We start from the raw sequence: 23,425 nt of genomic DNA, 5'->3' as shown, positions 1-23,425 counted from the left end.
TAGGAGGGGCTAGCGGTTAGTGCGCTTCAGCCGGATTGTTTTCGTTGTCATTGTGCTGACGCTGGTGCATTTTGCGGCCGTAGAACATCAGGATGACCAGGCTGACGATAAAGGTGCCGGACAGCTCGAAGGAGTTGGCGCCCATCAGCGCGATGAAGCAGAATGCGCAGCCGAGCACAGAGCACACCAGGCTTGCTGAGTTACGGATGTTGAAGCCTTCGAAGCGAATCAGGTCAACGCAAGAGTAGAAGTACGGCAGCATGGTCAACAGAACGGCGATACCGGTCAGCTCACCGAACAGGTCGGAGGCTTTACCCCCGCTGGAGTTCATGATGGTGATGATAACCATCAGCGCGGTCATTTTAACGGCGGCCAGCAGCAGACCTTTTTTCGGAATACCGTTGCTATCAACTTCACCGTACACTTTCGGGAAGTTGCCATCGTTGGCCGCGCGCACCCCGGCCTGACCAACCAGCATCATCCAGGAGCCCAGCGAAGTCAGGCACGCAAAGGCGGTGAAGGCAGAAACCAGCGGCGCGGCCCAGCCGCCCAGAATGGTGGAGGCGCTGATGGCGAACGGCGCACCGGACGCTGCCATGACGGAAGCCGGGTACATACCAGAGATAACCTGCGTTGCCGCAATATAGATAACACCGGCGATTGCGGTTCCCAGCATAGTGGCCAGCGGCACGGTACGTTTCGGGTTTTTCACCATACCGGTGCTGACGGCGGCAGATTCCACGCCGACAAACGCCCACAGGCACAGCAGAATACTTTTAATCACCGCGTGTGGATCGGTGCTGGTAGAGGTGTTCCAGTTTGCATGGTAGGTGGCCATATCAAACCAGTGCCAGCCCACCACGGCGGTCAGAACTACCGGGATCAGCACCAGGAAAAGGCCAATAGTGGTCAAACGGCTAACCCAGGCTCCCCCCAGCATGTTGACAAAGGTAAAGACCCACACGATAGCGATACAGGCAATGCCTGCCGGAATAGGATCGTTTAATACCGGGAAGAACGTGGATAAATAAGAGACGGCGGTAATCCCGATAGCCAGGTTACCAATCCAGTTGGCGTGATAATAAAGGACACCAGTCTGGAAACCAAATGCCGGTGATAATTCACCCGCGTAGGCAATTGGCCCACCCTGTTGAGGATTTTTTGTTGCCAGTCGCGCATAAACATAAGCCAGGGACATTGCCCCGATAATAGAAATTACCCAACCCCAAATAGCAATACCGCCAATGCTGGCGAGGTTCGCTGGTAATAACGCAATACCGCTCCCCATCATATTCCCGGCGACGACGCCGGTACAGGCGAATAGCCCGATCTTTTTGGCAGAACTCATGTTCTTTTCTCCTGAACAGTATTTTTAAGATCGGATCGCGAGGTGAGCTATGGCGAGCGATCCGACCAACTGGCGACCATGTTACTGAGCGGAATAAGGGAAGTCCTAAAGTAAAGGTGAAATAAACACAAACTTGAAAAAGATAAGGTTTTTAGCTTTTGACATTAACATGTCAGGATAAAAACTTTATATCACGAAAAGATAAATTATGAGTAATTACAAGTAGGTATGCGATTTTATTTTTGGAGGGAGATGTTGCCATCCGGTAACAATAAATACCTTGTGACAACATCAGTATTACATTTTTGATTGCTTTCTTTAACCGTGAAAATAACCCAATGTCGTTCGCTATGATTCTTTAGGTAGGAAAGTTTGCAGATACGGAACAATTTTTTCTATCGATGTTTGGAATACGCCATTTTCAATCCAGTACAGCGTATTGTCGCCGGGGCGTAAATTAAACGCGGTAATATAAGCATCGGCTGCAAGACGATTCTCGCCTTTCATTTCGTATACCTTTCCTAATATCACGTAGTTCAGCCATGACATTTCCAGATCGATACTTTTATTAATCGCTTCATAGGCGCTATCGATGTTCCCTGTCCCCAGTGCATTAATTGCCTGAATACGGAACAGGATGCCGCTATTTTGCATTTCCGGCATTTTTTCGACTTTGTCTAATTCTTTACTGAGCGCCAGCAGCTGTTGGCTATCAAAAGGCTGCTGAGAATGGCGTAATACATCAACCATTGCCTTCTGCGCGTAGCCGTAGGCAAAATCTGGTGACTGCTTAATAATGCTATCCAGCAATGAGCTGGCTTTGGTTAATGATGGCGCATCGCCGTCAGAAATCAGCAGCAGCGCCTGATAAAACTGCGCCAGCGACAGCGGCCGTGTGAGATCCAGATGCGCCAGTTGCTCCTGTACTTGCTCTGGCCACGGCTGGGTTAGCGCGGTGGAAAGGCTATCGAACAGATCGCGTTGAATGGAGACCAGGTTGCTGTCGGTGACGAAATAGCGCTTATCAAGCATGGTCGAGCCGTCGGCGTTATCGACCAGCAGCACCGACATAAAGCACTGCTGCGCGCGGTAATGGCGCTGGTTCACAAAGCTAATGGTCAGCGTTTTCCCCGAACTGCTGGGCTCGTTAACGTTATAGTTGGTTTTGTCGTGCACCATAAAGGTGGAGTAAGTGTTCAGCGATGTGGTGATCAGCGTTCCCAGCCCAATAGCGTAGGCCTGCTGTGATGCCCAGTTATTGCATGACACCCCTGGCTCGAAGCGCACATCAATATCGCGCGGGTTGAGCAGCAGGTGCGAGCGCGTAATCTGTGGATGCGGACGAACGACGGTCAGCAGCACCATGGCAATCAGCACGCCCAGCGACAGTAAAAAGGCGCACTGGGTCCAGAAGCTGGAAAACCAGCGACGCTGGGCTCCTGGCGGCGTCACAGCAGCGGGCGTATTTTCTGGGGCGGGAAGGGGCTGCGCTGTGGGTACGGTTGCTGTTGCGGTAGGGGATGTTGCCGGCGGCGGGATATCGGCACCCGTGTCGGTTTCATCGAGCCAGGTCACTTCTGCCGTCAGCTGATAGCCGCGTTTCGGGACGGTTATAATGTATTCAGCGTGACCATCATCGCCGCTGCGAAGCGACTTGCGTAGTTCAGAAATGCTCTGGGTGACCACGTGGCTGGTCACCATGTTGCGCATCCAGATATTATCGATCAGTTCATCACGGCTCAGCACTTCACCCGGATGCTGGGCAAAGTACATCAGCAAATCGATTAATCGAGGTTCCAGGGTGAGCTGTTGTCCGGGGCGGCTGATTTGATTAATAGAGGGTGCGATCAGCCATTCCCCAACGCGTACGACCGGTTGTTGCATATAAATGAATCGCCAAAGGATAAAAAATAGGATAGAGGCCTAATCATAACACAATTAACTACCCGTTTTTTTGACCTCAGCGAGCGTTGGCAGGGAGAGGCAGGCGGGCAATCATGCCCGCCTGGAAAGAAATAATTACAGAACTTTGTGCGGACCGAAGCATTCGTAATGAATGCGTTCGGCGTTGATGCCCTGTGCCACCAGCTGTTTCGCGGCGTGTTGCATAAAGGCTACCGGGCCACAGAGATAGAACTGCATCTGCGGGTCCTGCAGACTTTCTGCCAGCGGGGCCAGCGTCATCAGGCCTTCGCTATCAAAGGCACCTGCCTCGCGATCGGCGTCGGTTGGCGTGCGATACCACACATGCGAGCGGAAGTGCGGCAGCGCTGCGCCGTGGGCCTTCACTTCATCCGCAAAGGCGTGAACTTCACCGTTTTCCGCCGCGTGGAACCAGTTTACCTGCGCCGGATGGTGGCGTTTGGCCAGACTATCCAGCATCGCCAGCATCGGCGTCTGGCCGACGCCGCCGGAAATCAAGGTAACCGGCGTCTGCGCGGAAACATTCAGGAAGAAATCGCCAGCAGGTGCAGCCAGATGGATAACATCGCCTTCTTTTGCCGCGTTATGCAGCCAGTTTGAAACCTGGCCGCCGTTTTCGCGTTTTACCGCAATGCGGTAACCCTTACCGTTCGGGCTGCGCGTCAGTGAATACTGACGAATTTCCTGGAATGCAAAATCTTCCGGCTTCAGCCAGACCGCCAGATACTGCCCCGGCTGATAATCCGCGACGGGCTCACCGTCTACCGGTTCCATTTCGAAGCTGGCGATCAGCGCGCTTTGCGGGATTTTTTTGACGATGCGGAAAGCACGAGTGCCTTCCCAGCCGCCGGTTTTGTTGGCGTTGTCCTGATAGATCTCCGCTTCACGCTGGATAAACACGCCGGCCAGCACGCCGTAGGCTTTACCCCATGCGTCCAGCACTTCCTGACCCGGGCTGAACATCTCATCCAGCGTCGCTAACAGATGAGCACCGACAATGTTGTACTGCTCTGGCTTAATCTGGAAGCTGGTGTGCTTCTGCGCAATTTTCTCCACCGCTGGCAGCAGAGCCGGCAGATTTTCAATATTACTGGCATAGGCGGCAATCGCGTTGAACAGCGCTTCACGCTGATCGCCGTTGCGCTGGTTGCTCATATTGAAAATCTCTTTCAGCTCCGGATTATGGGTAAACATCCGGTCATAAAAGTGGGCGGTGAGCTTCGGGCCGGTTTCAACCAGCAGCGGAATGGTGGCTTTCACGGTCGCGATGGTTTGAGCATCTAGCATGGCAGGTTTTCCTTACGTGTTATCTATTGTTGCATGTTAAATGCATCTTATAAAAATAACCCTTCTTTGTAAATGGTTCTTTGTGACAATGCATCATCGCGGTTACAACATGAATTATTCGCATCACAATCCTGAAAAGAAATCCGTTTACCTTATCAAGTGCTTTATTCCTCAAGCCCTTGTGCAGCCTGAAGGTAAACGTTTGCGTAATTTCGTTTGTCAAGACCTGTTATCACAGAACTAATCAGTTATACTGTGGGCCGTTGTCCAACAGGACTGCCTTTTTCAGGCCAAAATTTTATTGTTAGCTGAGTCAGGAGATGCGGATGTTAAAGCGTGAAATGAACATTGCCGATTATGATGCCGAACTGTGGCAGGCTATGGAGCAAGAAAAAGTACGTCAGGAAGAGCACATTGAACTGATCGCCTCCGAAAACTACACCAGCCCACGCGTTATGCAGGCGCAGGGCTCTCAGCTGACCAACAAATATGCTGAAGGTTATCCGGGTAAGCGCTACTACGGCGGCTGTGAATACGTCGATATCGTTGAACAGCTGGCTATCGACCGCGCGAAAGAACTGTTCGGCGCCGACTATGCTAACGTTCAGCCGCACTCGGGTTCTCAGGCTAACTTTGCTGTCTACACCGCGCTGCTGCAGCCGGGCGATACCGTGCTGGGTATGAACCTGGCGCAGGGCGGCCACCTGACTCACGGCTCTCCGGTTAACTTCTCCGGCAAACTGTACAACATCGTGCCTTATGGTATCGACGAGTCCGGCAAAATTGACTACGAAGAAATGGCCAAGCTGGCGCAGACCCACAAACCGAAGATGATCATCGGCGGCTTCTCTGCTTACTCCGGCGTAGTCGATTGGGCAAAAATGCGTGAAATCGCCGACAGCATCGGCGCTTACCTGTTCGTTGACATGGCGCACGTTGCGGGTCTGATTGCCGCAGGCGTTTACCCGAACCCGGTTCCGCATGCTCACGTTGTGACCACCACGACCCACAAAACCCTGGCGGGTCCGCGCGGCGGCCTGATCCTGGCGAAAGGTGGGGATGAAGAGCTGTACAAAAAACTGAACTCTGCCGTGTTCCCAAGCGCGCAGGGCGGCCCGCTGATGCACGTGATTGCCGGTAAAGCGGTAGCGCTGAAAGAAGCGATGGAGCCGGAGTTCAAAGTCTACCAGCAGCAGGTTGCGAAAAACGCCAAAGCGATGGTGGAAGTGTTCCTGAACCGCGGTTACAAAGTGGTGTCTGGCGGGACTGAAAACCACCTGTTCCTGCTGGACCTGGTGGATAAAAACCTGACCGGTAAAGAAGCTGACGCTGCCCTGGGTCGCGCTAACATCACCGTGAACAAAAACAGCGTGCCGAACGATCCGAAGAGCCCGTTTGTGACTTCCGGTATCCGCATCGGTTCTCCGGCTATCACTCGCCGCGGCTTCAAAGAAGCGGAAGCGAAGGAGCTGGCTGGCTGGATGTGTGACGTGCTGGATAACATCAATGATGAAGCCACCATCGAACGCGTGAAAGCAAAAGTGCTGGATATCTGCGCTCGCTTCCCGGTTTACGCATAAGCGCTGCTCGTCAGATGTAAAAAAGGCCGCGAATGCGGCCTTTTTTTATGCCCGATGGCGCTACGCTTATCGAGCCGACATGCTGCGCAGGCCTGATAAGGCGAAGCCGCCACCAGGAAAAAAGCTAGCGCCGATCCAGCGAAATTTTCCCCGGCCCGACAATGGCCAGCAGCAGGAACGCCCCCGCGATACTGATGTTCTTATAGAAGTTAATCATATTCGCCATCACCGCATCGCCGGTCATATCCCAGTAATGGTGGCCTATCACCGCCGTCCCTAGCGTATAGAACAGAAAGATAATCGCCAAAGGACGAGTGAAGAAGCCAAGAATGATCAGAATAACGGCCGGAACTTCCATCACAATCGCGATAATCGCCGCCAGCGCGGGCATCGGCGTACCGATTGACGCCATGTACTGCACCGTGCCGTCGTAGTGAAGCATTTTGGGGTAACCGGAGAGAATAAACAGCAGCACAATGGCGATACGGGCGATTAGCAGCAGCAAATCGCGTGAGGCGCCAAAGTCGAGATAGCGAAGCGAGTTCATGGCCGTTCCTTAGTGTAAGTATGTATGTTTTAAACGTAATACATAATTTTGTGACTTGCCACACAGGAACGAGAAATCAGTCATTTGGCTGTTGGTTGAGTCAACAACGTCGATAGACCTCCTTTCCGTAGGGAAAGGAGGTCTGAACGTGTTAAAGCGACTTCAATGCAACGCTTTCATCACACAGCGCGGTTTCACTGACCGATCGTCCCGATTGGATAAGCTTGCGCAGTACGCGTACGTCGCGCCCGTTATTCAGCGCGACGGCACCGACCAGTACGCCTTCGCGCAGCTGGAACCAGATGGCTTGATGCGCATTCGGATCGCCACGACACAGCCAGCTGTCGCCGTGCATGTCGCCGATAAACTGCAGGTTATCGCTGTACTGATCGGTCCAGAACCAGCTCGGCCCGGCGGCGGGCGGAGGCAGGTTGAGCATCGCTGCCGCTGCCGTCTGCGCCTGAAGGTTTGCATTTTCCCAGCTCTCGATGCGGCGCAGCGAACCGTCGGGCTGGCGCGTTAGCGCCACGTCACCGGCGGCGAAAATCGCCGGATCGGCGGTGGAGCAGGCGGTATCAACGATAATGCCGTTAGCTGCCTCCAGACCGGCATCGCGGGCCAGCGCATCATTCGCCACGATACCGATACCGTAAATCACCGCATCGGCCAGCAGCGTCTCGCCGTTTTGCAGCGTCAGCGAGAGAAACTCTCCCGCTTCGGCGTGTTCAATGCTGCTGTTGAGTAACACCCGCACGCCCGCCTGCTGGTGGCGGGCAAGCAGGTAATCGCGCACCGGAGCAGGGGCGTTGCGGCCCATTACCGACGACGCCATCTCGACCACAGCCACCTGGCAGCCGCGCTGGGTGGCGCTCGCCGCCAGCTCCAGGCCAATCGTGCCCGCACCGACGATCGCGATTGCCTTACCCGGCTGTAGTACGTCGCGCAGGCGTTCGGCATCGCCAGCGTGGCGCAGCGTAAAGCAACGCTCGCCCAGCTTATCCAGCAGCGGCAAAGGCCTGGCCGCTGCACCGGTAGCCAGCAGCAGCTGCGACCAGCGGTAGGTTTGCCCATCGGTGAGCGTTAGCGTACGCGAGGCGCGATCAATCTCGCGAAGCGTCACGCCCAGATGCAGCTGCACGTTATGTTCCTGCCACCAACTGGCGGGCAGCACCGGCTGAAGCTGCGGATTTTCGTCCAGCAGCATGGCTTTCGACAGCGGCGGGCGCTCGTAGGGCAGATGCGCCTCGTCAGAAAAGAGGTGTAACGGCCCGTTAAACCCTTGCTGGCGCAGCGCGGCAGCGGCCATAGCCCCCGCCTGACCGCCGCCAATGATGGCAATAATGTGTTCACTCATAACGACTCCTTACAGATCCAGACCAGCGGCGACGTGGCGGATCCCACGGATCCCCAGCCCGGCGTCGGCGTTGATCATCACGCCGCTTAAGGTGCGGTTGTTACGACGCGATGCCAGCATCACGTATGGCCCGGTAAAGTCGGCTGGGTCGGGGAAGAACTGGAGCGGCAGAATGGCGGCGATTTTCTCCGGCGTCAGCGATTGCATAATCGAGGTATCGCTTTGCCCCAGCGCCTGTGGGCCGCGCAGATCGGTCGCCATACCGCACGGACCGACACCGTTCACCCGCACCTTCGGCGCCAGCTCGTAGGCTAACTGGCGAATCAGCCCGGTGGCGGCATGTTTCGAGGCGGTATACAGCGGCCCGCCGCCGCCCGGATACCACGCGGCGTTGGACAGGGTAAAGATGATGCTGCCTTCGCTGGCGATAAGCGCCGGGGCGCAGGCTTTCGCACCCAGCAGATAGCCCAGCACGTTAACGTTAAACAGTTCGTGAAAGCCGCTCTCCAGCGCCTCAGCAGAGGTGTTCACCAGCGTTGCGTTATGATCCCAGATGCCCGCATTGCCAATAAAACAGTCCAGTTTGCCAAACGCGGTGAGGATTTGATCGACCGCGCGCTGATAGTCGGCGTAGCAGGTGACGTTGCCTTCCACCGCCAGTACATGTTCGCCAAAACGCTGGCGCAGGCTGGCGACTTTGGCTGGTGACAGTTCGAGCGTGGCGACCTTCGCGCCTTCTTCAATAAAGCGCTCGACCAGCGCCAGACCGAGGCCGGAGCCGCCGCCGGTAATGAAAACCACGTTGTCGTGTAAATCGCTCATCGGGCGTCCTCTGGAATATCAACAAATACATCGCTACCTTCCACGTAAACCGCGTAGGTGGTCAGCGGATCGGTGGCAGGTAAGCACAGCGCTTTACCGGTTTTCAGGCAGAAGCTGGCCGCGTGCAGCGGGCATTCCACCGTGGCATCGTCTTCCAGATAACCTTCGGACATCGAGGCGTTACCGTGGCTACAGCGATCGTTAATGGCATAAAACTCGCCGCCAACGTTGAACAGGGCGATGACGGGCGAGGTTTCCAGCCGGAGGGCTTCACCATCCGGCAGCTCCGTGGCGGAGCAGGCAAATACACGGCTCATCAGAACAGTACACTCAGGTTATGGGAGGTGATCACCGCTTGATCCAGCACGATCTCGCGTGCCAGTAAGCGCCACTCATCGCCGGGCAAACGACGGACTTTGTCCACGCGCGTGCCGACGTAAAACGTCTCGTCCCGCTCTTTTTGCGCGCGATACAGCAGATAGTTGAGGCGCACGGCGAACACGCCGGGCACGTCGGTTTCGCTGATTTGTAAGTTGCTAACCAGATGACGGGTACGCGACGGCGGTTCTTCCGCCCAGGCCATGCCGGTTTCCAGCCGCGCGATGCGGCGCTCAAGCTGGTCTTTGTTGTCGTTGAAAATCCAGGTGGTCGGCGGCTGTACGCCTTTGCGACGGTCGCGCGTCTGGGCGTTCACCGTGGTACGCATGGTATAGCGAATGTCATCATCCAGCTGCGCCAGCCAGTCGCGAAACTGCCAGTCGTCCAGCAAACGCGCTTCTTCATACAGAAACTGGCTGATGCGATGATGCAGCTCAAGAGAAACTAAAGCGCTCATTTCATCACCTCCTGCTGGTAGGCGGCGGTTTTGTCGTGCACGTCCTGCCAGCTTTCGCTGCTGAGCAGATCGGCCCAGCGCTGATACATGCCGCGCGCGGCGGTTTCCGAAAAGATGTAGTTGGTGATGCCCGGAATGCCGTCTTCGCGGCGCTTTTCCTGGCCTAAGCCCATTTCGAGGCACAGGTTAGTGTTGCGCGCCCGGTGGCCCTTCAGCAGTTTTTGAATCTCGCACCAGTTTTCCGAATCGTCCTGTTCAAGGAATCCGGCCGGACCAAAGGCGCGGGTAGCGCTGTTTTCAAATGCGGCTTTCACCTCGTCGGAGGCGGCTTTATCGGTAATACAGAACGCCCACACTTCAACCCGATCCGGCCCGCGAGGGTGCCAGACGCGCAGCGTGGCGGTGCCGTTCAGCCAGGAGAGGGTGGGGAAAATGTTGTTGTGACCGGCAAGACGCAGGGCGCGAACTTTGCCCAGACGCTGTTCGGCCTCTTCGTAGGTGTCGCGGTAGTAGCTGGAGACTTCGCCGTCGACCCACACGTTGGCATCGGGGTTTTCAGTAAAGAAGAAACCGCTGCCGTGGCCGTCCTGGCCGAACTGTAGCGCATCTTTGGCGGTTTCCCACACCGGGCGGGCGGTCTGACCGTCGCCGAGGCGCTTATCGCTGCCGTCGTCTTTCGCCCCCAGCACCTGCACCGCAGAAGCATGGCTGAACAGCGCGTGATACTGGTCGCTGGCAAACTGTTCGGCGGGGAATTTCCAGTTGCAGTCGATGGTCCACTTCTGGACGCCACCGACGATTTCGGTGCCGCCTTCACGGCGGTCGAGCACGCCATCGAGATACCAGGCGATGTCGCCGAGATAATCGCCAAGCGTGGGTGCGGTGGTGTCCCAGTTGCCGAAAATCAGCCCTTTATAGCTCTCGACGCATGGCACTTCGTTTAGCCCCCAGTGGGATTTGCATAAACCTTGCGGATAAGCGCGTGGCTCCAGCGGGACGTCGATCAGCTCGCCGTTAATGCCGTACGACCAGCCGTGATACGGGCAGGTGAAGGCGCGGGTATTGCCGCAGTCGGCGTAGCTGACGCGCATCGCGCGGTGGCGGCACTGGTTGAGAAACGCTTTGATGCTGCCGTCTTTCTGGCGAACCACCACCACCGCATCCTCGCCCATGTAGGTGTTAAAAAAATCACCGGGTTTGGGAATTTGGCTTTCGTGGGCGAGAAACAGCCAGCAGCGGCCAAAGATACGTTCCAGCTCAAGCTGGTAGATGTCGGGATCGGTGTAAATGCGTGGCGTGACACGACCGTTTTGGGTGTCGACCAGTTGGTAGACGTCAGTAGGGTTTTTTATGGTCATATTTTTAATCCTGCGGGGTAAGAGGTATTGACCTTTCCATTTTTGTGTCATCCTTATGTTGCTTGTGGGTTATCGATATGTGAAATAGATAATTTCTACCAGCTGAGACGTTTTTTCGATGACAAGGAGGAGAGATGGAACTGAGGCACCTACGCTACTTCGTCGCGGTGGCGCAGGCGTTAAACTTCACGCGCGCCGCCGAAAAACTGCATACCTCACAGCCTTCTCTGAGTAGCCAGATACGCGATCTGGAGCAGTGCGTGGGCGTGTCGTTGCTGGAGCGCGATAAGCGTAAAGTGACGTTAACGGTCGCCGGCGAGTGCTTTTTGCAGGATGCACAGGCTATTCTGGATAACGCGGAACAGGCCAAGCTGCGCGCCCGGAAGGCGGCGCAAAGCAATGACCATCTGGCGATTGGTTTTGTCCCCTCCGCCGAAGTGAACCTGCTGCCAAAGGTGCTGCCGGTGCTGCGTCTGCGCCGGCCGGATACCCATATTGAGCTGGCGAGCCTTATCACGACCCAACAGGAAGAGAAGCTGCGCAGCGGCGAACTGGATGTCGGACTGATGCGCTACCCCATTCACGGCCAGGATATTGAATCGATCGAGCTGTTTCATGAACCGCTGGTGGTAGTGCTGCCGGTTGGTCATCCGCTGGCTAATGAGCACAGCATTTCTGCCCAGCAGTTGCACGGTATCAATTTTGTTACCACCGATCCCGACTATTCCGGTGAACTGTCGTCGGTGGTGAAAACATGGTTTGAGAAAGAGCATAGCCAGCCAAATATCGTGCAGGTCGCGACCAATATTCTGGTGACGATGAATCTCGTTGGTATGGGGCTGGGCGCGACTTTGATACCCGGTTATATGAATAATTTTAATACCGGGCAGGTGGTTTTTCGGCCGATTAAAGGCGATGCGCCGACGCTGGCGCTGCTGATGGCGTGGAAAAAAGGCGAGCTGAAGCCCGCCCTGCGTGATTTTATTGAACTGGCTCAGCGGCCGCTATTACCAACGGAAGGCTAGCGTGTGTGTCGGCGCGGGCCTGAGGCATTATGTCCGATAGGTTTGAGTTCTATAAGGTGATGTGCATCACAATTTTCTGCTAACCGTGAACGTTAGTTCTCTCCTGAATGTGGGATGAGTCATTAGACTATGTCCTCCAATCCGGGAGGACCCATGGCATTGCACTCCACGCGCTGGCTGGCGCTCAGTTACTTCACCTACTTTTTTAGCTACGGTATTTTTCTGCCTTTCTGGAGCGTGTGGCTCAAAGGCGCAGGACTTTCTCCCGAAACCATCGGTCTTCTGCTCGGCGCCGGCCTGGTGGCCCGTTTTCTCGGTAGCCTGCTGATTGCGCCGCGCGTCAGCTCACCCTCGCGGTTGATTAGCGTGCTGCGAATTCTGGCGCTGATGACGCTGGTGTTTGCGCTGGCCTTCTGGGCGGGCAGCCACGTAGCGTGGCTGATGGTGGTGATGATTGGCTTTAACCTCTTTTTCTCGCCGCTGGTGCCGCTCACCGACGCGCTGGCCAATACCTGGCAAAAACAGATAACCATGGACTACGGGCGGGTGCGCCTGTGGGGATCGATAGCCTTTGTGATTGGCTCGGCGCTGACCGGAAAGCTGGTCAGTCTGTATGATTATCATGTCATTCTGTTGATGCTCAGCCTGGGCGTGGCCTCTATGCTGTTAGGCATGCTGCTGACGCCGTCGGTGATGCCGCTTGGCGAGTCGCGCCATCAGGAATCTGTGGGCTGGCCTGCCTGGCGCTCGCTGGTCACGCAAAACTGGCGATTCCTCTCCTGCGTCAGCCTGCTGCAAGGGGCGCACGCGGCGTATTACGGCTTCAGCGCTATTTTCTGGCAAGGGGCGGGCTATTCGGCATCGGCCGTGGGCTATCTGTGGTCGCTGGGGGTGGTGGCGGAAGTCGTTACCTTTGCGCTCAGTAAAAAGGTGTTTCGCCGCTTTAGCGCGCGGGATCTGCTGCTGCTTTCCGCCATTTGCGGCGTGATTCGTTGGGGGCTGATGGGCTGGACGACCAGCCTGCCGTGGCTGATCCTGATTCAGATTTTGCACTGCGGTACCTTCACCGTTTGTCACCTGGCGGCGATGCGCTATATTGCCGCACGCCAGGGCAGCGAAGTGATCCGTCTACAGGCGGTGTATTCTGCGGTGGCGATGGGCGGCAGCATTGCGGTGATGACCATGTTTTCGGGCTACCTTTACCAGCATCTGCATCAGGGGCTGTTCTGGGTCATGGCGCTGGTCGCGCTGCCTGCGATGGTCCTGCGGCCGAAAGCGGTGGCCCGCTAGGTCTCCAGTATCTGGCAGATACGCTGCTGCTGGTGCTCGCTGAGCGACTGTTCGGCGTGAATCAGCGGCGGTGAAAACAGCGGCAGTACGATGGCATAGGGTGAAATCACCAGCGTGCTGTCTTTTGGCGCACCTTCTTTCTGGAAGGTATGTGCCGCCAGATATTTCACGTTGAGCGGCAGCAGGGTCAGCTCCCGTAGCTGCTGCTCAATTTCTTGTTCCAGCGTCGGATTATCTCCGGTGAGCAGTACGACCTGTTTTTCATGCAGCTCGCTTTCCTGCATCAGCCCCGCACCAAAAATGATCGCCACGAGCGCGGCTTCGTCATCGCTGAAGCGCAGGGTATAACTCGCCTCAAAGTCGGCCAGCGCCGTGCGGGTGGTGCGAATAAGCCGCGGATACAGACGGTGGATCTCTTCAGGGAGGTGATGATCGATCCCGATCTCAAACACGCAGCGGTTAAGCGCCTGCGACAGATGCACGTAAAGTTGGTTATGTAATCCGCGTTCATCGGTGAACCGGCATCCGGCCACCTGCTGGAAACGATCCACCATGTGGACGATCGCAAGGTGAAGCTGCCGTGCCCGATCGCGCCCTTCCTCATGAGGATTGGGGATCTTCAGCAGCATAAACAGCAGCGCCAGAAAATGCTGTTCGTAAGGATGGGGTATTTGCATCACCCGCCGCTGCCAGTGGTGAACGATGTCCGCCGCCATGTGAAACTCGTCGGTTGGCTGGGTCCAGGCGCTTTGCTGCGGATTGAAAACCGGGCTGATACCCTGATGGTGTTGCAGCAGACAGTATTGTAAGTACAGACGTAAAAACTGACCGTCACGATGTTCAAACTCGCGTTGCAGGCCACGCGCGCAGCGGTTAACCAGTGCCTGGAGGTTGGTTTCATCATACAGCGTGCGGGCAATCTTCAGCTGTTTCAGCTGCGTTTTGATCGCCGGTGTAAAATGTTCAGCGACGAAGCGTGGACATAAACGCAGCGCGCGCCGCAGCCAGTGCAGCAGGCACAGGCGAAGGTTAAGGGCTGTGCCTTCAATCCGATAGCTGCCGTCCGCCTGAGTGGCGATTGCCAGACGATGATAACGCGCGATCTCCTCGCCGGTGTCGACGATATCTTGCCGGGCGGTTAAAACATCGACATTATTGATTGCGCCAATGTATTCCGCAGTCATGGTTTGCCCGGGGAGATACAGCATCAGCAGCGCCTGGCAGCGGCGCTGGGGACTGGAAAGCACAGATGGCGGTTCAAGTACGGTCATCATCTGCGGGCATCCAGTGAAATTAATTAGGATAAGAATAGACAATAGATCGCGGCGACCATGGCGCTTTCGCTAAGGAATGCTGGCGGCGCTCACAGAATTTTTCACTGAGGAACGGATGAAGAGAGTGAAACAATGCGTGGTTATGGTGTTTCTTGCGCTTTTATCATTAAGCGCCCGGGCGCACCCGCATAGCTTTATTTCCATCACTAATCAGCTGCTGGTCAGCGACGGGCAACTGACAGGCATGAAAATGCGTTGGGTGATGGATGAACTGACCTCGGCTGACCTGCTGTATGACGCAGGTAACGCAAAACCGGGCGATGAGGTGTGGAAAAAGCTGGCGGCGGAGGTCATGGCGAACGTCCTCGGGCAGCACTATTTCACCGAATTCTGGCATAACGGTAAAAAGGTTAAGTTTGAGAATCTACCCACCGACTATGGTCTGGCGCGTCAGGAGCATCAGGCGGTGCTGACGTTTACGCTGCCGCTGGCTACGCCGCAGCCGCTGGCCGGGCAGACCTATACGTTTTCGACGTTCGATCCAACGTACTATGTTGATATGCATTACGAAAAAGACAGCGATGTTGCGTTTGCCGCCGATGTCAAAGGCGCCTGTCGGGTGACGGTCCACACGCCGCAGCCTAATGAAGAAATGCTCTCCTACGCCCAGTCGCTGGATAAAGAAGATGCGCCGGAAGAAGATATGGAGCTGGGTAAACAGTTTGCGCAGAAGGTCACCGTACAATGTCAGTGATTTCCGTTAACCGACGCCCGGCGCGTCATTGGGCTCAGCTCTGGCCGCTGGCGCTGTTTTTACTTGCCGCCGCCGTCGGGCTGCTGTGGCTGTGGCAGGCCTGGCCGCAGGTGATGTTGAAAAGCGTGGTCTGGCAGCGCGAAGTGAACCAGCAGATGAGCAGCCTGCTGAAAGCGGTCGCGGCAAATCCGACTCAGGCCGGTGGCACATTGCTGCTGTTCAGCTTTATCTATGGCGTGCTGCATGCGCTGGGGCCAGGGCATGGCAAAGTGGTGATCACCACCTGGCTGGCGACACACCCGTCAAAACTCAAATCAAGCATTGGCCTGACGCTCGCCTCCTCATTATTACAAGGGGTCGTGGCGATAGCGTTGGTGGTTATTGTGCTCACCGTATTACGGCTTCCGGCGCGGCAGCTGCATCTCAGCAGTTTCTGGCTGGAGAAGGGGAGCTATGCGCTGGTGGGCGTTCTGGGGCTGCTGCTGTGCTGGCGGGCGCTGAAGAAGCTGCGCGTGCTGCTGCGTAAACCTAAATTTACCGCCTTCACGTCGCATCATGTCCACCACGAGAACTGTGGCTGCGGGCATCAGCATCTGCCCGACCCTCAGCAGCTTGAGCAGGGGGATGACTGGCGTGCCCGGCTGATGATTATTTTGTCGATGGGGATGCGTCCGTGCTCTGGCGCCATTATGGTTCTGCTGTTCAGTAAGGTGATTGGCGTCTTTGCCTGGGGTGTGGCTTCGGCGCTGGCCATGGCGGCCGGAACATCGTTGACTATCTCGTCGCTGGCGCTATTGGTACACGGTTTTCGCACGCTGGCGGTGAAGCTCAGTGGCCATAAAACGCCGGCGCTGTGGCGGCAGATTGGCTGGACGACGCTGGCATTAGCGGGGGGCGTGGTTTTACTGACGGCGGCGGTGGTGATGTGGATGAGTGCGGTGCCGGTAGGCAGAGGGCTGAGGCCATTTTAAAAGCCGGATGGCGGCGACGCCTTATCCGGCCTATCTCTGATGCCCGGTAAGCGAAGCGCCACCGGGCATGGCTGACTTAGCGCTTCAGCGCTTCGCTCAGCTCATCGCGCATGTTCGCCAGCATCGCTTTCACGACGCGCGGGTTACCCGCAACGATGTTGCCGGTCATCATGTAGTTGTGGCCGCCAACGAAGTCGCAGACCAGCGCGCCTGCTTCACGTGCGATCAGCTCGCCTGCGGCGAAGTCCCACGGTTTCAGGCCGATTTCGAAGTAGCCGTCAACGCGCGCGGCGGCCAGGTAGGCCAGATCCAGCGCAGCGGAACCGGAACGACGGAAGTCCGCGCATTCGGTAAACATTTTGCCGAGGATGTTCATGTAAGCGGTCGCGTGCTGCTTGGCTTTGAACGGGAAACCGGTGGCGATGATGGTGCCATCCAGGTCGCGAGCATTGCTGCCGCGCAGACGGTAACCGTTGAGCTGTGCGCCCTGGCCGCGGGTGGCGGTGAACAGTTCGTTGCGCATTGGATCGTAAACCACGGCGACTTCGGTACGGCCTTTAATGCGTACGGCGATAGAAACAGAGAAGTGTGGCAGACGTTTGATGAAGTTGGTGGTGCCATCCAGCGGATCGATAACCCATTGAACATCCAGATCTTCGCCAACATGTTCACCGCTTTCTTCGGTGATAATGGTGTGTTGCGGGTAAGATTTGCGAATGGTGTCGATAATGACAGCTTCGGCTGCTTTATCTACGTTGGTCACGAAATCATTGCTGCCTTTCTGGCTCGCTTCAACAGCTTCTGGCGTTTCGTAGTTTTTGGCAATCAGGTTACCCGCCTTGCGCGCTGCGCGCACGGCGATGTTCAGCATCGGATGCATCAGGTTACTCTCACTGGATGTTAAAGAACGGGAAAACGGCGCATATCATAGCAGCGAATTCGGATTCTGTCTCAGCTTTATGGTAATATGGACGAATAATCTTTAGACGAAGAATGACAATGCTGCAAAATATCCGAATCGTGCTGGTCGAAACCTCCCACACCGGCAATATGGGCTCCGTTGCCCGTGCTATGAAAACCATGGGTTTAACGAACCTGTGGCTGGTCAACCCGCTGGTAAAACCGGACTCTCAGGCCATCGCCCTGGCGGCCGGTGCGAGTGATGTGATCGGCAATGCGCAAATCGTCGATACCCTCGATGAAGCGCTGGCCGGCTGTAGCCTGGTCGTTGGGACCAGCGCGCGCTCCCGCACGCTGCCGTGGCCGATGCTCGATCCGCGCGAATGCGGCCTGAAAAGCGTGTTTGAAGCCGAGCATGCGCCGGTAGCGCTGGTGTTTGGCCGCGAACGTGTGGGCTTGACTAACGACGAGCTGCAGAAATGCCACTATCACGTAGCCATTGCCGCGAACCCTGAGTACAGCTCGCTGAACCTGGCGATGGCGGTGCAGGTTATTGCCTACGAAGTGCGCATGGCCTGGCTGGCGGCACAGGAAAGCGGCGAAGCGAAAGTGGAACACGAAGAGACGCCGTACCCGCTGGTAGACGATCTTGAGCGGTTCTACGGCCACCTCGAGCAGACGCTGCTGTCGACCGGCTTTATCCGTGAGAACCACCCGGGGCAGGTGATGAATAAGCTGCGTCGTCTGTTTACCCGCGCCCGTCCGGAAAGCCAGGAGCTGAACATCCTGCGTGGGATTCTGGCGTCGATTGAACAGCAGAATAAAGGCAAGTAACCGCGTTAATGCCGGATGGCGCTTCGCTTATCCGGCCTACAAATCGTGCAGCCTGTAGGCCGGATAAGCGAAGCGCCATCCGGCAAATCAATACCGCACGGAACGCCAAATACCTGACTAAATTACTCAAGTAAATAGTTGACTGATTTAGTCGGGAATGTCAGACTTGGCCCTGCTATGCAATACCCACACAATTATTAAAACCCCGGGCAGGGGCGAGTTTGAGGTTAAGTAAGACATGAGACTGACATCTAAAGGGCGTTACGCCGTGACCGCGATGCTGGACGTTGCACTCAACTCCGAAGCGGGCCCGGTGCCGTTGGCTGATATTTCTGAACGTCAGGGAATTTCGCTCTCCTACCTGGAGCAGCTGTTTTCCCGTCTGCGTAAAAATGGCTTAGTATCCAGCGTACGCGGACCTGGCGGCGGTTATCTGCTGGGTAAAGAAGCAAACCACATCGCAGTGGGTGAAGTGATTAGCGCAGTGGACGAGTCCGTTGACGCCACCCGCTGTCAGGGGAAAGGTGGCTGCCAGGGCGGCGATAAATGTTTGACCCACGCACTCTGGCGCGAGCTGAGCGACCGTCTGACCGGTTTCCTGAACAATATCACCCTGGGTGAACTGGTGAACAACCAGGAAGTTCTGGACGTGTCCGGTCGTCAGCATTCGCACGACACCTCCCGCACGACCCGCGTCCAGGACGCTATCGACGTTAAGTTACGCGCATAATCCACCTGTCCTGCCGTGTGCCGCGAAAGGCGCACGCCGTAGGGCCGGTTATAGATAAAAATGAGATTTCAGAGTCAGGCCGGGACACCCTCCCGTCAACGCGGTCGTACATCCAGCCGGTTGCCTGACTCCTTGCATTGAGTGATGTACGGAGTTAAAGAGCAATGAAATTACCGATTTATCTCGACTACTCCGCAACCACGCCGGTGGACCCGCGTGTTGCCGAGAAAATGATGCAGTTTCTGACCCTGGACGGGACCTTTGGTAACCCGGCCTCGCGTTCACACCGTTTCGGCTGGCAGGCTGAAGAGGCGGTAGATATCGCCCGTAACCAGATTGCCGACCTCGTGGGCGCCGACCCGCGTGAAATCGTCTTTACCTCTGGTGCGACGGAATCTGACAACCTGGCGATTAAAGGTGCAGCCAACTTTTATCAGAAAAAAGGCAAGCACATCATCACCAGCAAAACCGAACACAAAGCCGTGCTGGACACCTGTCGTCAGCTGGAGCGCGAAGGGTTTGAAGTCACCTACCTCGCCCCACAGCGCAACGGCATTATCGACCTGAAAGAACTCGAAGCGGCGATGCGTGACGACACCATTCTGGTTTCCATCATGCACGTTAACAACGAAATCGGCGTAGTGCAGGATATCGCGACCATCGGCGAAATGTGCCGTGCGCGTGGCATCGTCTATCACGTTGATGCGACCCAGAGCGTGGGCAAACTGCCTATCGACCTGAGCCAGCTGAAAGTGGACCTGATGTCCTTCTCCGGCCATAAAATCTACGGCCCGAAAGGTATCGGCGCGCTGTATGTGCGTCGTAAACCGCGTATCCGTATCGAAGCGCAGATGCACGGCGGCGGTCACGAGCGCGGTATGCGTTCCGGCACCCTGCCTGTTCACCAGATCGTCGGCATGGGCGAAGCGTACCGCATCGCCAAAGAAGAGATGGAAACCGAGATGGCGCGTCTGCGCGGTCTGCGTAACCGTCTGTGGAACGGCGTGAAGGATATGGAAGAAGTTTACCTGAACGGCGATCTCGAGCAGGGCGCACCGAACATTCTCAACGTCAGCTTCAACTTTGTTGAAGGCGAATCGCTGATTATGGCGCTGAAAGACCTGGCGGTTTCCTCCGGTTCTGCCTGTACTTCCGCAAGCCTTGAGCCATCCTACGTGCTGCGCGCGCTGGGCATGACCGATGAGCTGGCGCACAGCTCCATTCGTTTCTCTTTAGGTCGTTTCACTACCGAAGAAGAGATTGACTACACCATCAATCTGGTTCGCAACTCCATCGGCCGTCTGCGCGACCTTTCCCCGCTGTGGGAAATGTTCAAACAGGGCGTGGATCTGAACAGCATTGAATGGTCACATCATTAATCGGTACCCATAAGGAGAATTCACCATGGCATACAGCGAAAAAGTCATCGATCACTATGAGAACCCGCGTAACGTCGGTTCTTTCGATAACAGCGACGACAGCGTCGGCAGCGGCATGGTCGGTGCACCGGCCTGCGGCGACGTGATGAAGTTGCAGATTAAAGTCAACAATGAAGGTATCATTGAAGACGCGCGTTTCAAGACCTACGGCTGCGGTTCTGCCATTGCTTCCAGCTCCCTCGTGACCGAGTGGGTAAAAGGGAAATCCCTGGACGAAGCACAGGCGATTAAAAATACCGATATCGCAGACGAGCTTGAACTGCCACCAGTGAAAATTCACTGTTCTATTCTGGCAGAAGACGCGATTAAAGCCGCCATTGCGGATTACAAAAGCAAACGTGAAGCAAAATAATTAAGAGTTGAGGTTTTTATGTCGATTACCTTAAGCGACAGTGCAGCAGCGCGAGTCAATACCTTCCTGGCAAACCGCGGTAAAGGGTTTGGTCTGCGCCTGGGCGTCAGAACGTCCGGTTGTTCAGGTATGGCCTATGTACTGGAATTTGTTGACGAGCCGGCGGCAGAAGACACCGTATTCGAAGACAAAGGCGTGAAGGTGGTCATCGACGGCAAGAGCCTGCAATTTCTTGATGGCACGCAGCTCGACTTCGTGAAAGAAGGTCTGAACGAAGGGTTTAAATTTACTAACCCGAATGTGAAAGACGAGTGCGGTTGCGGCGAAAGCTTTAACGTCTAGATTTGAGTCCTGCCAACCCCACCATAGTTTCACCGCTGTGCGTGGGGTTTGTTTTAAATAGTTAACCCTGAGATCGTCATGGATTACTTTACTCTCTTTGGATTGTCAGCCGGTTATCACGTAGACACTCAGGCCCTCGCGGCACGCTTCCAGGACCTGCAGCGTCAGAATCACCCCGACCGTTTTGCTAGCGCCAGCGCAGCTGAACAGCTTGCGGCGGTCCAGCGTTCTGCGACCATCAATCAGGCCTGGCAAACGCTGCGTCACCCGCTGACGCGCGCCGAATATTTGCTCTCCCTCCACGGTTTCGATCTTGCCAGTGAACAGCACACCGTACGCGATACCGCGTTCCTGATGGAACAGCTGGAGCTGCGCGAAGAGCTCGACGAGATTGAACAGGCGAAAGACACCGATCGTCTGGAAGGGCTTCTCAAGCGCATCAAATCGATGTACAGCCAACGCCAGCAGCAGATGGTGGCGGAACTTGATTCACAGACGTGGGACGCGGCGGCGGATACCGTCCGTAAACTGCGTTTTCTCGATAAACTCCAAAGCAGCGCTGAATTACTCGAAGAAAAGCTGCTCGATTTTTGATTCTGGAAGCTTAACATGGCCTTATTACAAATTAGTGAGCCGGGTCTGAGCGCCGCACCGCACCAGCGTCGTCTGGCGGTGGGCATTGACTTAGGCACCACCAATTCCCTGGTGGCTACCGTGCGTAGCGGTCAGGCAGAAACGCTGGCCGACAATCAGGGGCGTCACCTGCTGCCTTCCGTTGTGCACTACCAGGAGCAGGGGCACGTGGTCGGTTATGATGCGCGCAGCAACGCCGCGCAAGATCCCGCTAACACCATTAGCTCCGTAAAACGCATGATGGGCCGCTCGCTGGCGGATATCCAGGCGCGTTACCCACACCTGCCGTACCAGTTCCAGGCAAGCGAAAACGGCCTGCCGATGCTGGTGACCAAGGCCGGTGTACTGAACCCGATCCGCGTCTCGGCCGATATCCTCAAAGCGCTGGCGGCTCGTGCCACCGAAACGCTTGAAGGCGAGCTTGATGGCGTGGTGATTACCGTTCCAGCTTACTTCGACGATGCACAGCGTCAGGGCACCAAAGACGCCGCGCGTCTGGCGGGCCTGCACGTGCTGCGTCTGCTGAACGAACCGACCGCCGCGGCGATTGCCTACGGCCTCGATTCTGGTCAGGAAGGGGTGATTGCCGTCTACGATCTGGGCGGCGGTACTTTCGATATTTCTATTCTGCGCCTGAGCCGCGGCGTGTTTGAAGTGCTGGCCACCGGCGGCGATTCCGCGCTGGGCGGCGATGATTTCGACCACCTGTTGGCCGACCATATCCGCGAACAGGCGGGCATTGCCGATCGCAGCGACAACCGCGTACAGCGCGAGCTGCTTGACGCCGCCATCGCCGCCAAAATCGCCCTGAGCGATGCCGACCGCGTGACCGTTGAGGTCGCTGGCTGGAAAGGTGAAGTGACCCGCGAACAGTTTAACGACCTGATTTCCGCGCTGGTGAAGCGTACGCTGATGGCTTGCCGCCGCGCGCTGAAAGACGCGGGCGTGGAAGCCGAAGAGGTGCTGGAAGTGGTGATGGTCGGTGGTTCTACCCGCGTGCCGCTAGTGCGCGAGCGCGTTGGCGAATTCTTCGGCCGTACGCCGCTTACCTCGATTGACCCGGATAAAGTCGTCGCGATTGGTGCGGCGATTCAGGCCGATATTCTGGTCGGCAACAAGCCGGACAGCGAAATGCTGCTGCTCGACGTGATCCCGCTCTCTCTCGGCCTCGAAACCATGGGTGGCCTGGTAGAGAAGGTTATCCCGCGTAACACCACCATTCCGGTGGCGCGAGCGCAGGAGTTCACCACCTTTAAAGACGGCCAGACCGCGATGTCCATCCACGTGATGCAGGGCGAGCGCGAACTGGTGCAGGACTGCCGTTCACTGGCGCGCTTTGCGCTGCGCGGTATCCCGGCGCTGCCGGCTGGCGGTGCGCACATTCGCGTGACCTTCCAGGTGGACGCCGACGGCCTGCTGAGCGTCACCGCCATGGAAAAATCCACCGGCGTTGAGTCGTCTATTCAGGTGAAGCCGTCCTACGGCCTGACCGATGGCGAAATCGCCACCATGATTCAGGATTCCATGAGCTATGCCGAGCAGGACGTGAAAGCGCGTATGCTGGCAGAGCAAAAAGTGGAAGCCGCTCGCGTGCTGGAAAGCCTGCACAGCGCGCTGGCCGCTGATGCCGCGCTGTTAAGCGCCGCAGAGCGTCAGGAGATTGACGAGGCTGCCGCCGTACTGAGTGCGGTTGCCGAGGGCAATGACACTGATGCCATAGAACAAGCCATTAAAAACGTTGACAAACAAACCCAGGAATTCGCCGCTCGCCGTATGGACCAATCTGTCCGTGTCGCGCTGAAAGGCCAATCCGTGGACGAGGTTTAA

General features: G+C 56.4%; 23 protein-coding genes. 12 read left to right on the top strand and 11 right to left on the bottom strand.

Annotation, left to right across the window (positions count from 1 at the left end; genetic code table 11):
* Positions 1-16: 16 nt before the first annotated feature.
* The 3 genes from cadB to hmpA form a co-directional block, all read right to left on the bottom strand.
* On the bottom strand, positions 17-1,348 hold the full coding sequence (gene cadB, locus H7R58_RS16950) for a cadaverine/lysine antiporter (protein WP_106924068.1): 1,332 nt from the start codon (positions 1,346-1,348) through the stop codon (positions 17-19).
* 348 nt (positions 1,349-1,696) lie between these two features.
* A complete protein-coding gene (gene cadC / locus H7R58_RS16945) occupies positions 1,697-3,232 on the bottom strand; it encodes a lysine decarboxylation/transport transcriptional activator CadC (protein ID WP_182930181.1) in 1,536 nt (511 codons plus the stop codon).
* A gap of 135 nt (positions 3,233-3,367) precedes the next feature.
* Positions 3,368-4,558, bottom strand: coding sequence for an NO-inducible flavohemoprotein (hmpA, locus tag H7R58_RS16940; RefSeq protein ID WP_182930182.1), 1,191 nt, complete (start codon positions 4,556-4,558; stop codon positions 3,368-3,370).
* Positions 4,559-4,884: 326 nt separating this feature from the next.
* On the opposite strand from hmpA, the gene glyA reads away from it, so the two are divergent.
* Positions 4,885-6,138, top strand: coding sequence for a serine hydroxymethyltransferase (glyA, locus tag H7R58_RS16935; protein WP_106924071.1), 1,254 nt, complete (start codon positions 4,885-4,887; stop codon positions 6,136-6,138).
* 124 nt (positions 6,139-6,262) lie between these two features.
* Here glyA and H7R58_RS16930 read toward each other — a convergent pair whose 3' ends face one another.
* From H7R58_RS16930 to hcaE, 6 genes are all read right to left on the bottom strand, one after another.
* The gene (locus H7R58_RS16930; RefSeq protein WP_106924072.1) at positions 6,263-6,685 is read right to left on the bottom strand and encodes a DoxX family protein; all 423 of its coding nucleotides are present in this window, start codon (positions 6,683-6,685) and stop codon (positions 6,263-6,265) included.
* Between the two features lie 151 nt (positions 6,686-6,836).
* Entirely contained in the window at positions 6,837-8,039 is a 1,203-nt protein-coding gene (hcaD, locus tag H7R58_RS16925) for a phenylpropionate dioxygenase ferredoxin reductase subunit (RefSeq protein ID WP_182930183.1), read from the bottom strand.
* Positions 8,040-8,048: 9 nt separating this feature from the next.
* Positions 8,049-8,861: a 3-phenylpropionate-dihydrodiol/cinnamic acid-dihydrodiol dehydrogenase gene (hcaB, locus tag H7R58_RS16920; protein ID WP_182930184.1), complete on the bottom strand. Its 813-nt coding sequence runs from the start codon at positions 8,859-8,861 to the stop codon at positions 8,049-8,051.
* The gene (gene hcaC, locus H7R58_RS16915; protein ID WP_151217675.1) at positions 8,858-9,178 is read right to left on the bottom strand and encodes a 3-phenylpropionate/cinnamic acid dioxygenase ferredoxin subunit; all 321 of its coding nucleotides are present in this window, start codon (positions 9,176-9,178) and stop codon (positions 8,858-8,860) included. Before hcaC ends, hcaB begins: the two co-directional genes overlap by 4 nt.
* Positions 9,178-9,696 (bottom strand): 3-phenylpropionate/cinnamic acid dioxygenase subunit beta, encoded by a 519-nt coding sequence (gene hcaF, locus H7R58_RS16910; protein WP_106924076.1) that lies wholly within the window; start codon positions 9,694-9,696, stop codon positions 9,178-9,180. The genes hcaC and hcaF overlap by 1 nt, the downstream gene beginning before the upstream one ends.
* Positions 9,693-11,054: a 3-phenylpropionate/cinnamic acid dioxygenase subunit alpha gene (gene hcaE / locus H7R58_RS16905; RefSeq protein WP_106924077.1), complete on the bottom strand. Its 1,362-nt coding sequence runs from the start codon at positions 11,052-11,054 to the stop codon at positions 9,693-9,695. The genes hcaF and hcaE overlap by 4 nt, the downstream gene beginning before the upstream one ends.
* 134 nt (positions 11,055-11,188) lie before the next feature.
* Here hcaE and hcaR point away from each other — a divergent pair, with 134 nt between their 5' ends.
* Both hcaR and H7R58_RS16895 read left to right on the top strand, forming a co-directional pair.
* The gene (hcaR, locus tag H7R58_RS16900) at positions 11,189-12,079 is read left to right on the top strand and encodes a DNA-binding transcriptional regulator HcaR (protein ID WP_106924078.1); all 891 of its coding nucleotides are present in this window, start codon (positions 11,189-11,191) and stop codon (positions 12,077-12,079) included.
* 153 nt (positions 12,080-12,232) lie between these two features.
* The gene (locus tag H7R58_RS16895; RefSeq protein WP_182930185.1) at positions 12,233-13,369 is read left to right on the top strand and encodes a 3-phenylpropionate MFS transporter; all 1,137 of its coding nucleotides are present in this window, start codon (positions 12,233-12,235) and stop codon (positions 13,367-13,369) included.
* Here H7R58_RS16895 and csiE read toward each other — a convergent pair.
* On the bottom strand, positions 13,366-14,643 hold the full coding sequence (csiE, locus tag H7R58_RS16890) for a stationary phase inducible protein CsiE (protein ID WP_106924080.1): 1,278 nt from the start codon (positions 14,641-14,643) through the stop codon (positions 13,366-13,368). The genes H7R58_RS16895 and csiE overlap by 4 nt on opposite strands.
* Positions 14,644-14,758: 115 nt before the next feature.
* On the opposite strand from csiE, the gene H7R58_RS16885 reads away from it, so the two are divergent.
* Both H7R58_RS16885 and H7R58_RS16880 read left to right on the top strand, forming a co-directional pair.
* Positions 14,759-15,397 (top strand): DUF1007 family protein, encoded by a 639-nt coding sequence (locus H7R58_RS16885; protein WP_106924435.1) that lies wholly within the window; start codon positions 14,759-14,761, stop codon positions 15,395-15,397.
* Entirely contained in the window at positions 15,388-16,368 is a 981-nt protein-coding gene (locus H7R58_RS16880) for a nickel/cobalt transporter (RefSeq protein ID WP_106924081.1), read from the top strand. The genes H7R58_RS16885 and H7R58_RS16880 overlap by 10 nt, the downstream gene beginning before the upstream one ends.
* Before the next feature lie 76 nt (positions 16,369-16,444).
* Here H7R58_RS16880 and suhB read toward each other — a convergent pair whose 3' ends face one another.
* On the bottom strand, positions 16,445-17,248 hold the full coding sequence (suhB, locus tag H7R58_RS16875; protein WP_106924082.1) for an inositol-1-monophosphatase: 804 nt from the start codon (positions 17,246-17,248) through the stop codon (positions 16,445-16,447).
* Positions 17,249-17,367: 119 nt separating this feature from the next.
* Here suhB and trmJ point away from each other — a divergent pair, with 119 nt between their 5' ends.
* The 7 genes from trmJ to hscA all read left to right on the top strand — a co-directional run bounded on the left by trmJ (position 17,368) and on the right by hscA (position 23,425).
* Complete coding sequence (trmJ, locus tag H7R58_RS16870) at positions 17,368-18,102, top strand: tRNA (cytosine(32)/uridine(32)-2'-O)-methyltransferase TrmJ (protein WP_182930186.1); 735 nt, start codon at positions 17,368-17,370, stop codon at positions 18,100-18,102.
* A 238-nt stretch (positions 18,103-18,340) separates the two neighbouring features.
* On the top strand, positions 18,341-18,832 hold the full coding sequence (iscR, locus tag H7R58_RS16865) for a Fe-S cluster assembly transcriptional regulator IscR (protein ID WP_182934436.1): 492 nt from the start codon (positions 18,341-18,343) through the stop codon (positions 18,830-18,832).
* A 164-nt stretch (positions 18,833-18,996) separates the two neighbouring features.
* Complete coding sequence (iscS, locus tag H7R58_RS16860) at positions 18,997-20,211, top strand: cysteine desulfurase (protein ID WP_106924084.1); 1,215 nt, start codon at positions 18,997-18,999, stop codon at positions 20,209-20,211.
* Between the two features lie 25 nt (positions 20,212-20,236).
* Positions 20,237-20,623 (top strand): Fe-S cluster assembly scaffold IscU, encoded by a 387-nt coding sequence (gene iscU, locus H7R58_RS16855; RefSeq protein ID WP_004866383.1) that lies wholly within the window; start codon positions 20,237-20,239, stop codon positions 20,621-20,623.
* 18 nt (positions 20,624-20,641) lie between these two features.
* Entirely contained in the window at positions 20,642-20,965 is a 324-nt protein-coding gene (iscA, locus tag H7R58_RS16850; RefSeq protein WP_004104506.1) for an iron-sulfur cluster assembly protein IscA, read from the top strand.
* Between the two features lie 78 nt (positions 20,966-21,043).
* Entirely contained in the window at positions 21,044-21,559 is a 516-nt protein-coding gene (gene hscB, locus H7R58_RS16845) for a co-chaperone HscB (protein ID WP_106924085.1), read from the top strand.
* A gap of 15 nt (positions 21,560-21,574) precedes the next feature.
* The gene (gene hscA / locus H7R58_RS16840) at positions 21,575-23,425 is read left to right on the top strand and encodes a Fe-S protein assembly chaperone HscA (protein WP_106924086.1); all 1,851 of its coding nucleotides are present in this window, start codon (positions 21,575-21,577) and stop codon (positions 23,423-23,425) included.

Source organism: Klebsiella sp. WP4-W18-ESBL-05 (assembly GCF_014169075.1).
In the GTDB taxonomy this organism is placed as follows: Bacteria; Pseudomonadota; Gammaproteobacteria; order Enterobacterales; family Enterobacteriaceae; genus Kluyvera; species Kluyvera ascorbata_B.
This window is presented reverse-complemented; position numbering and strand designations above follow the sequence as displayed.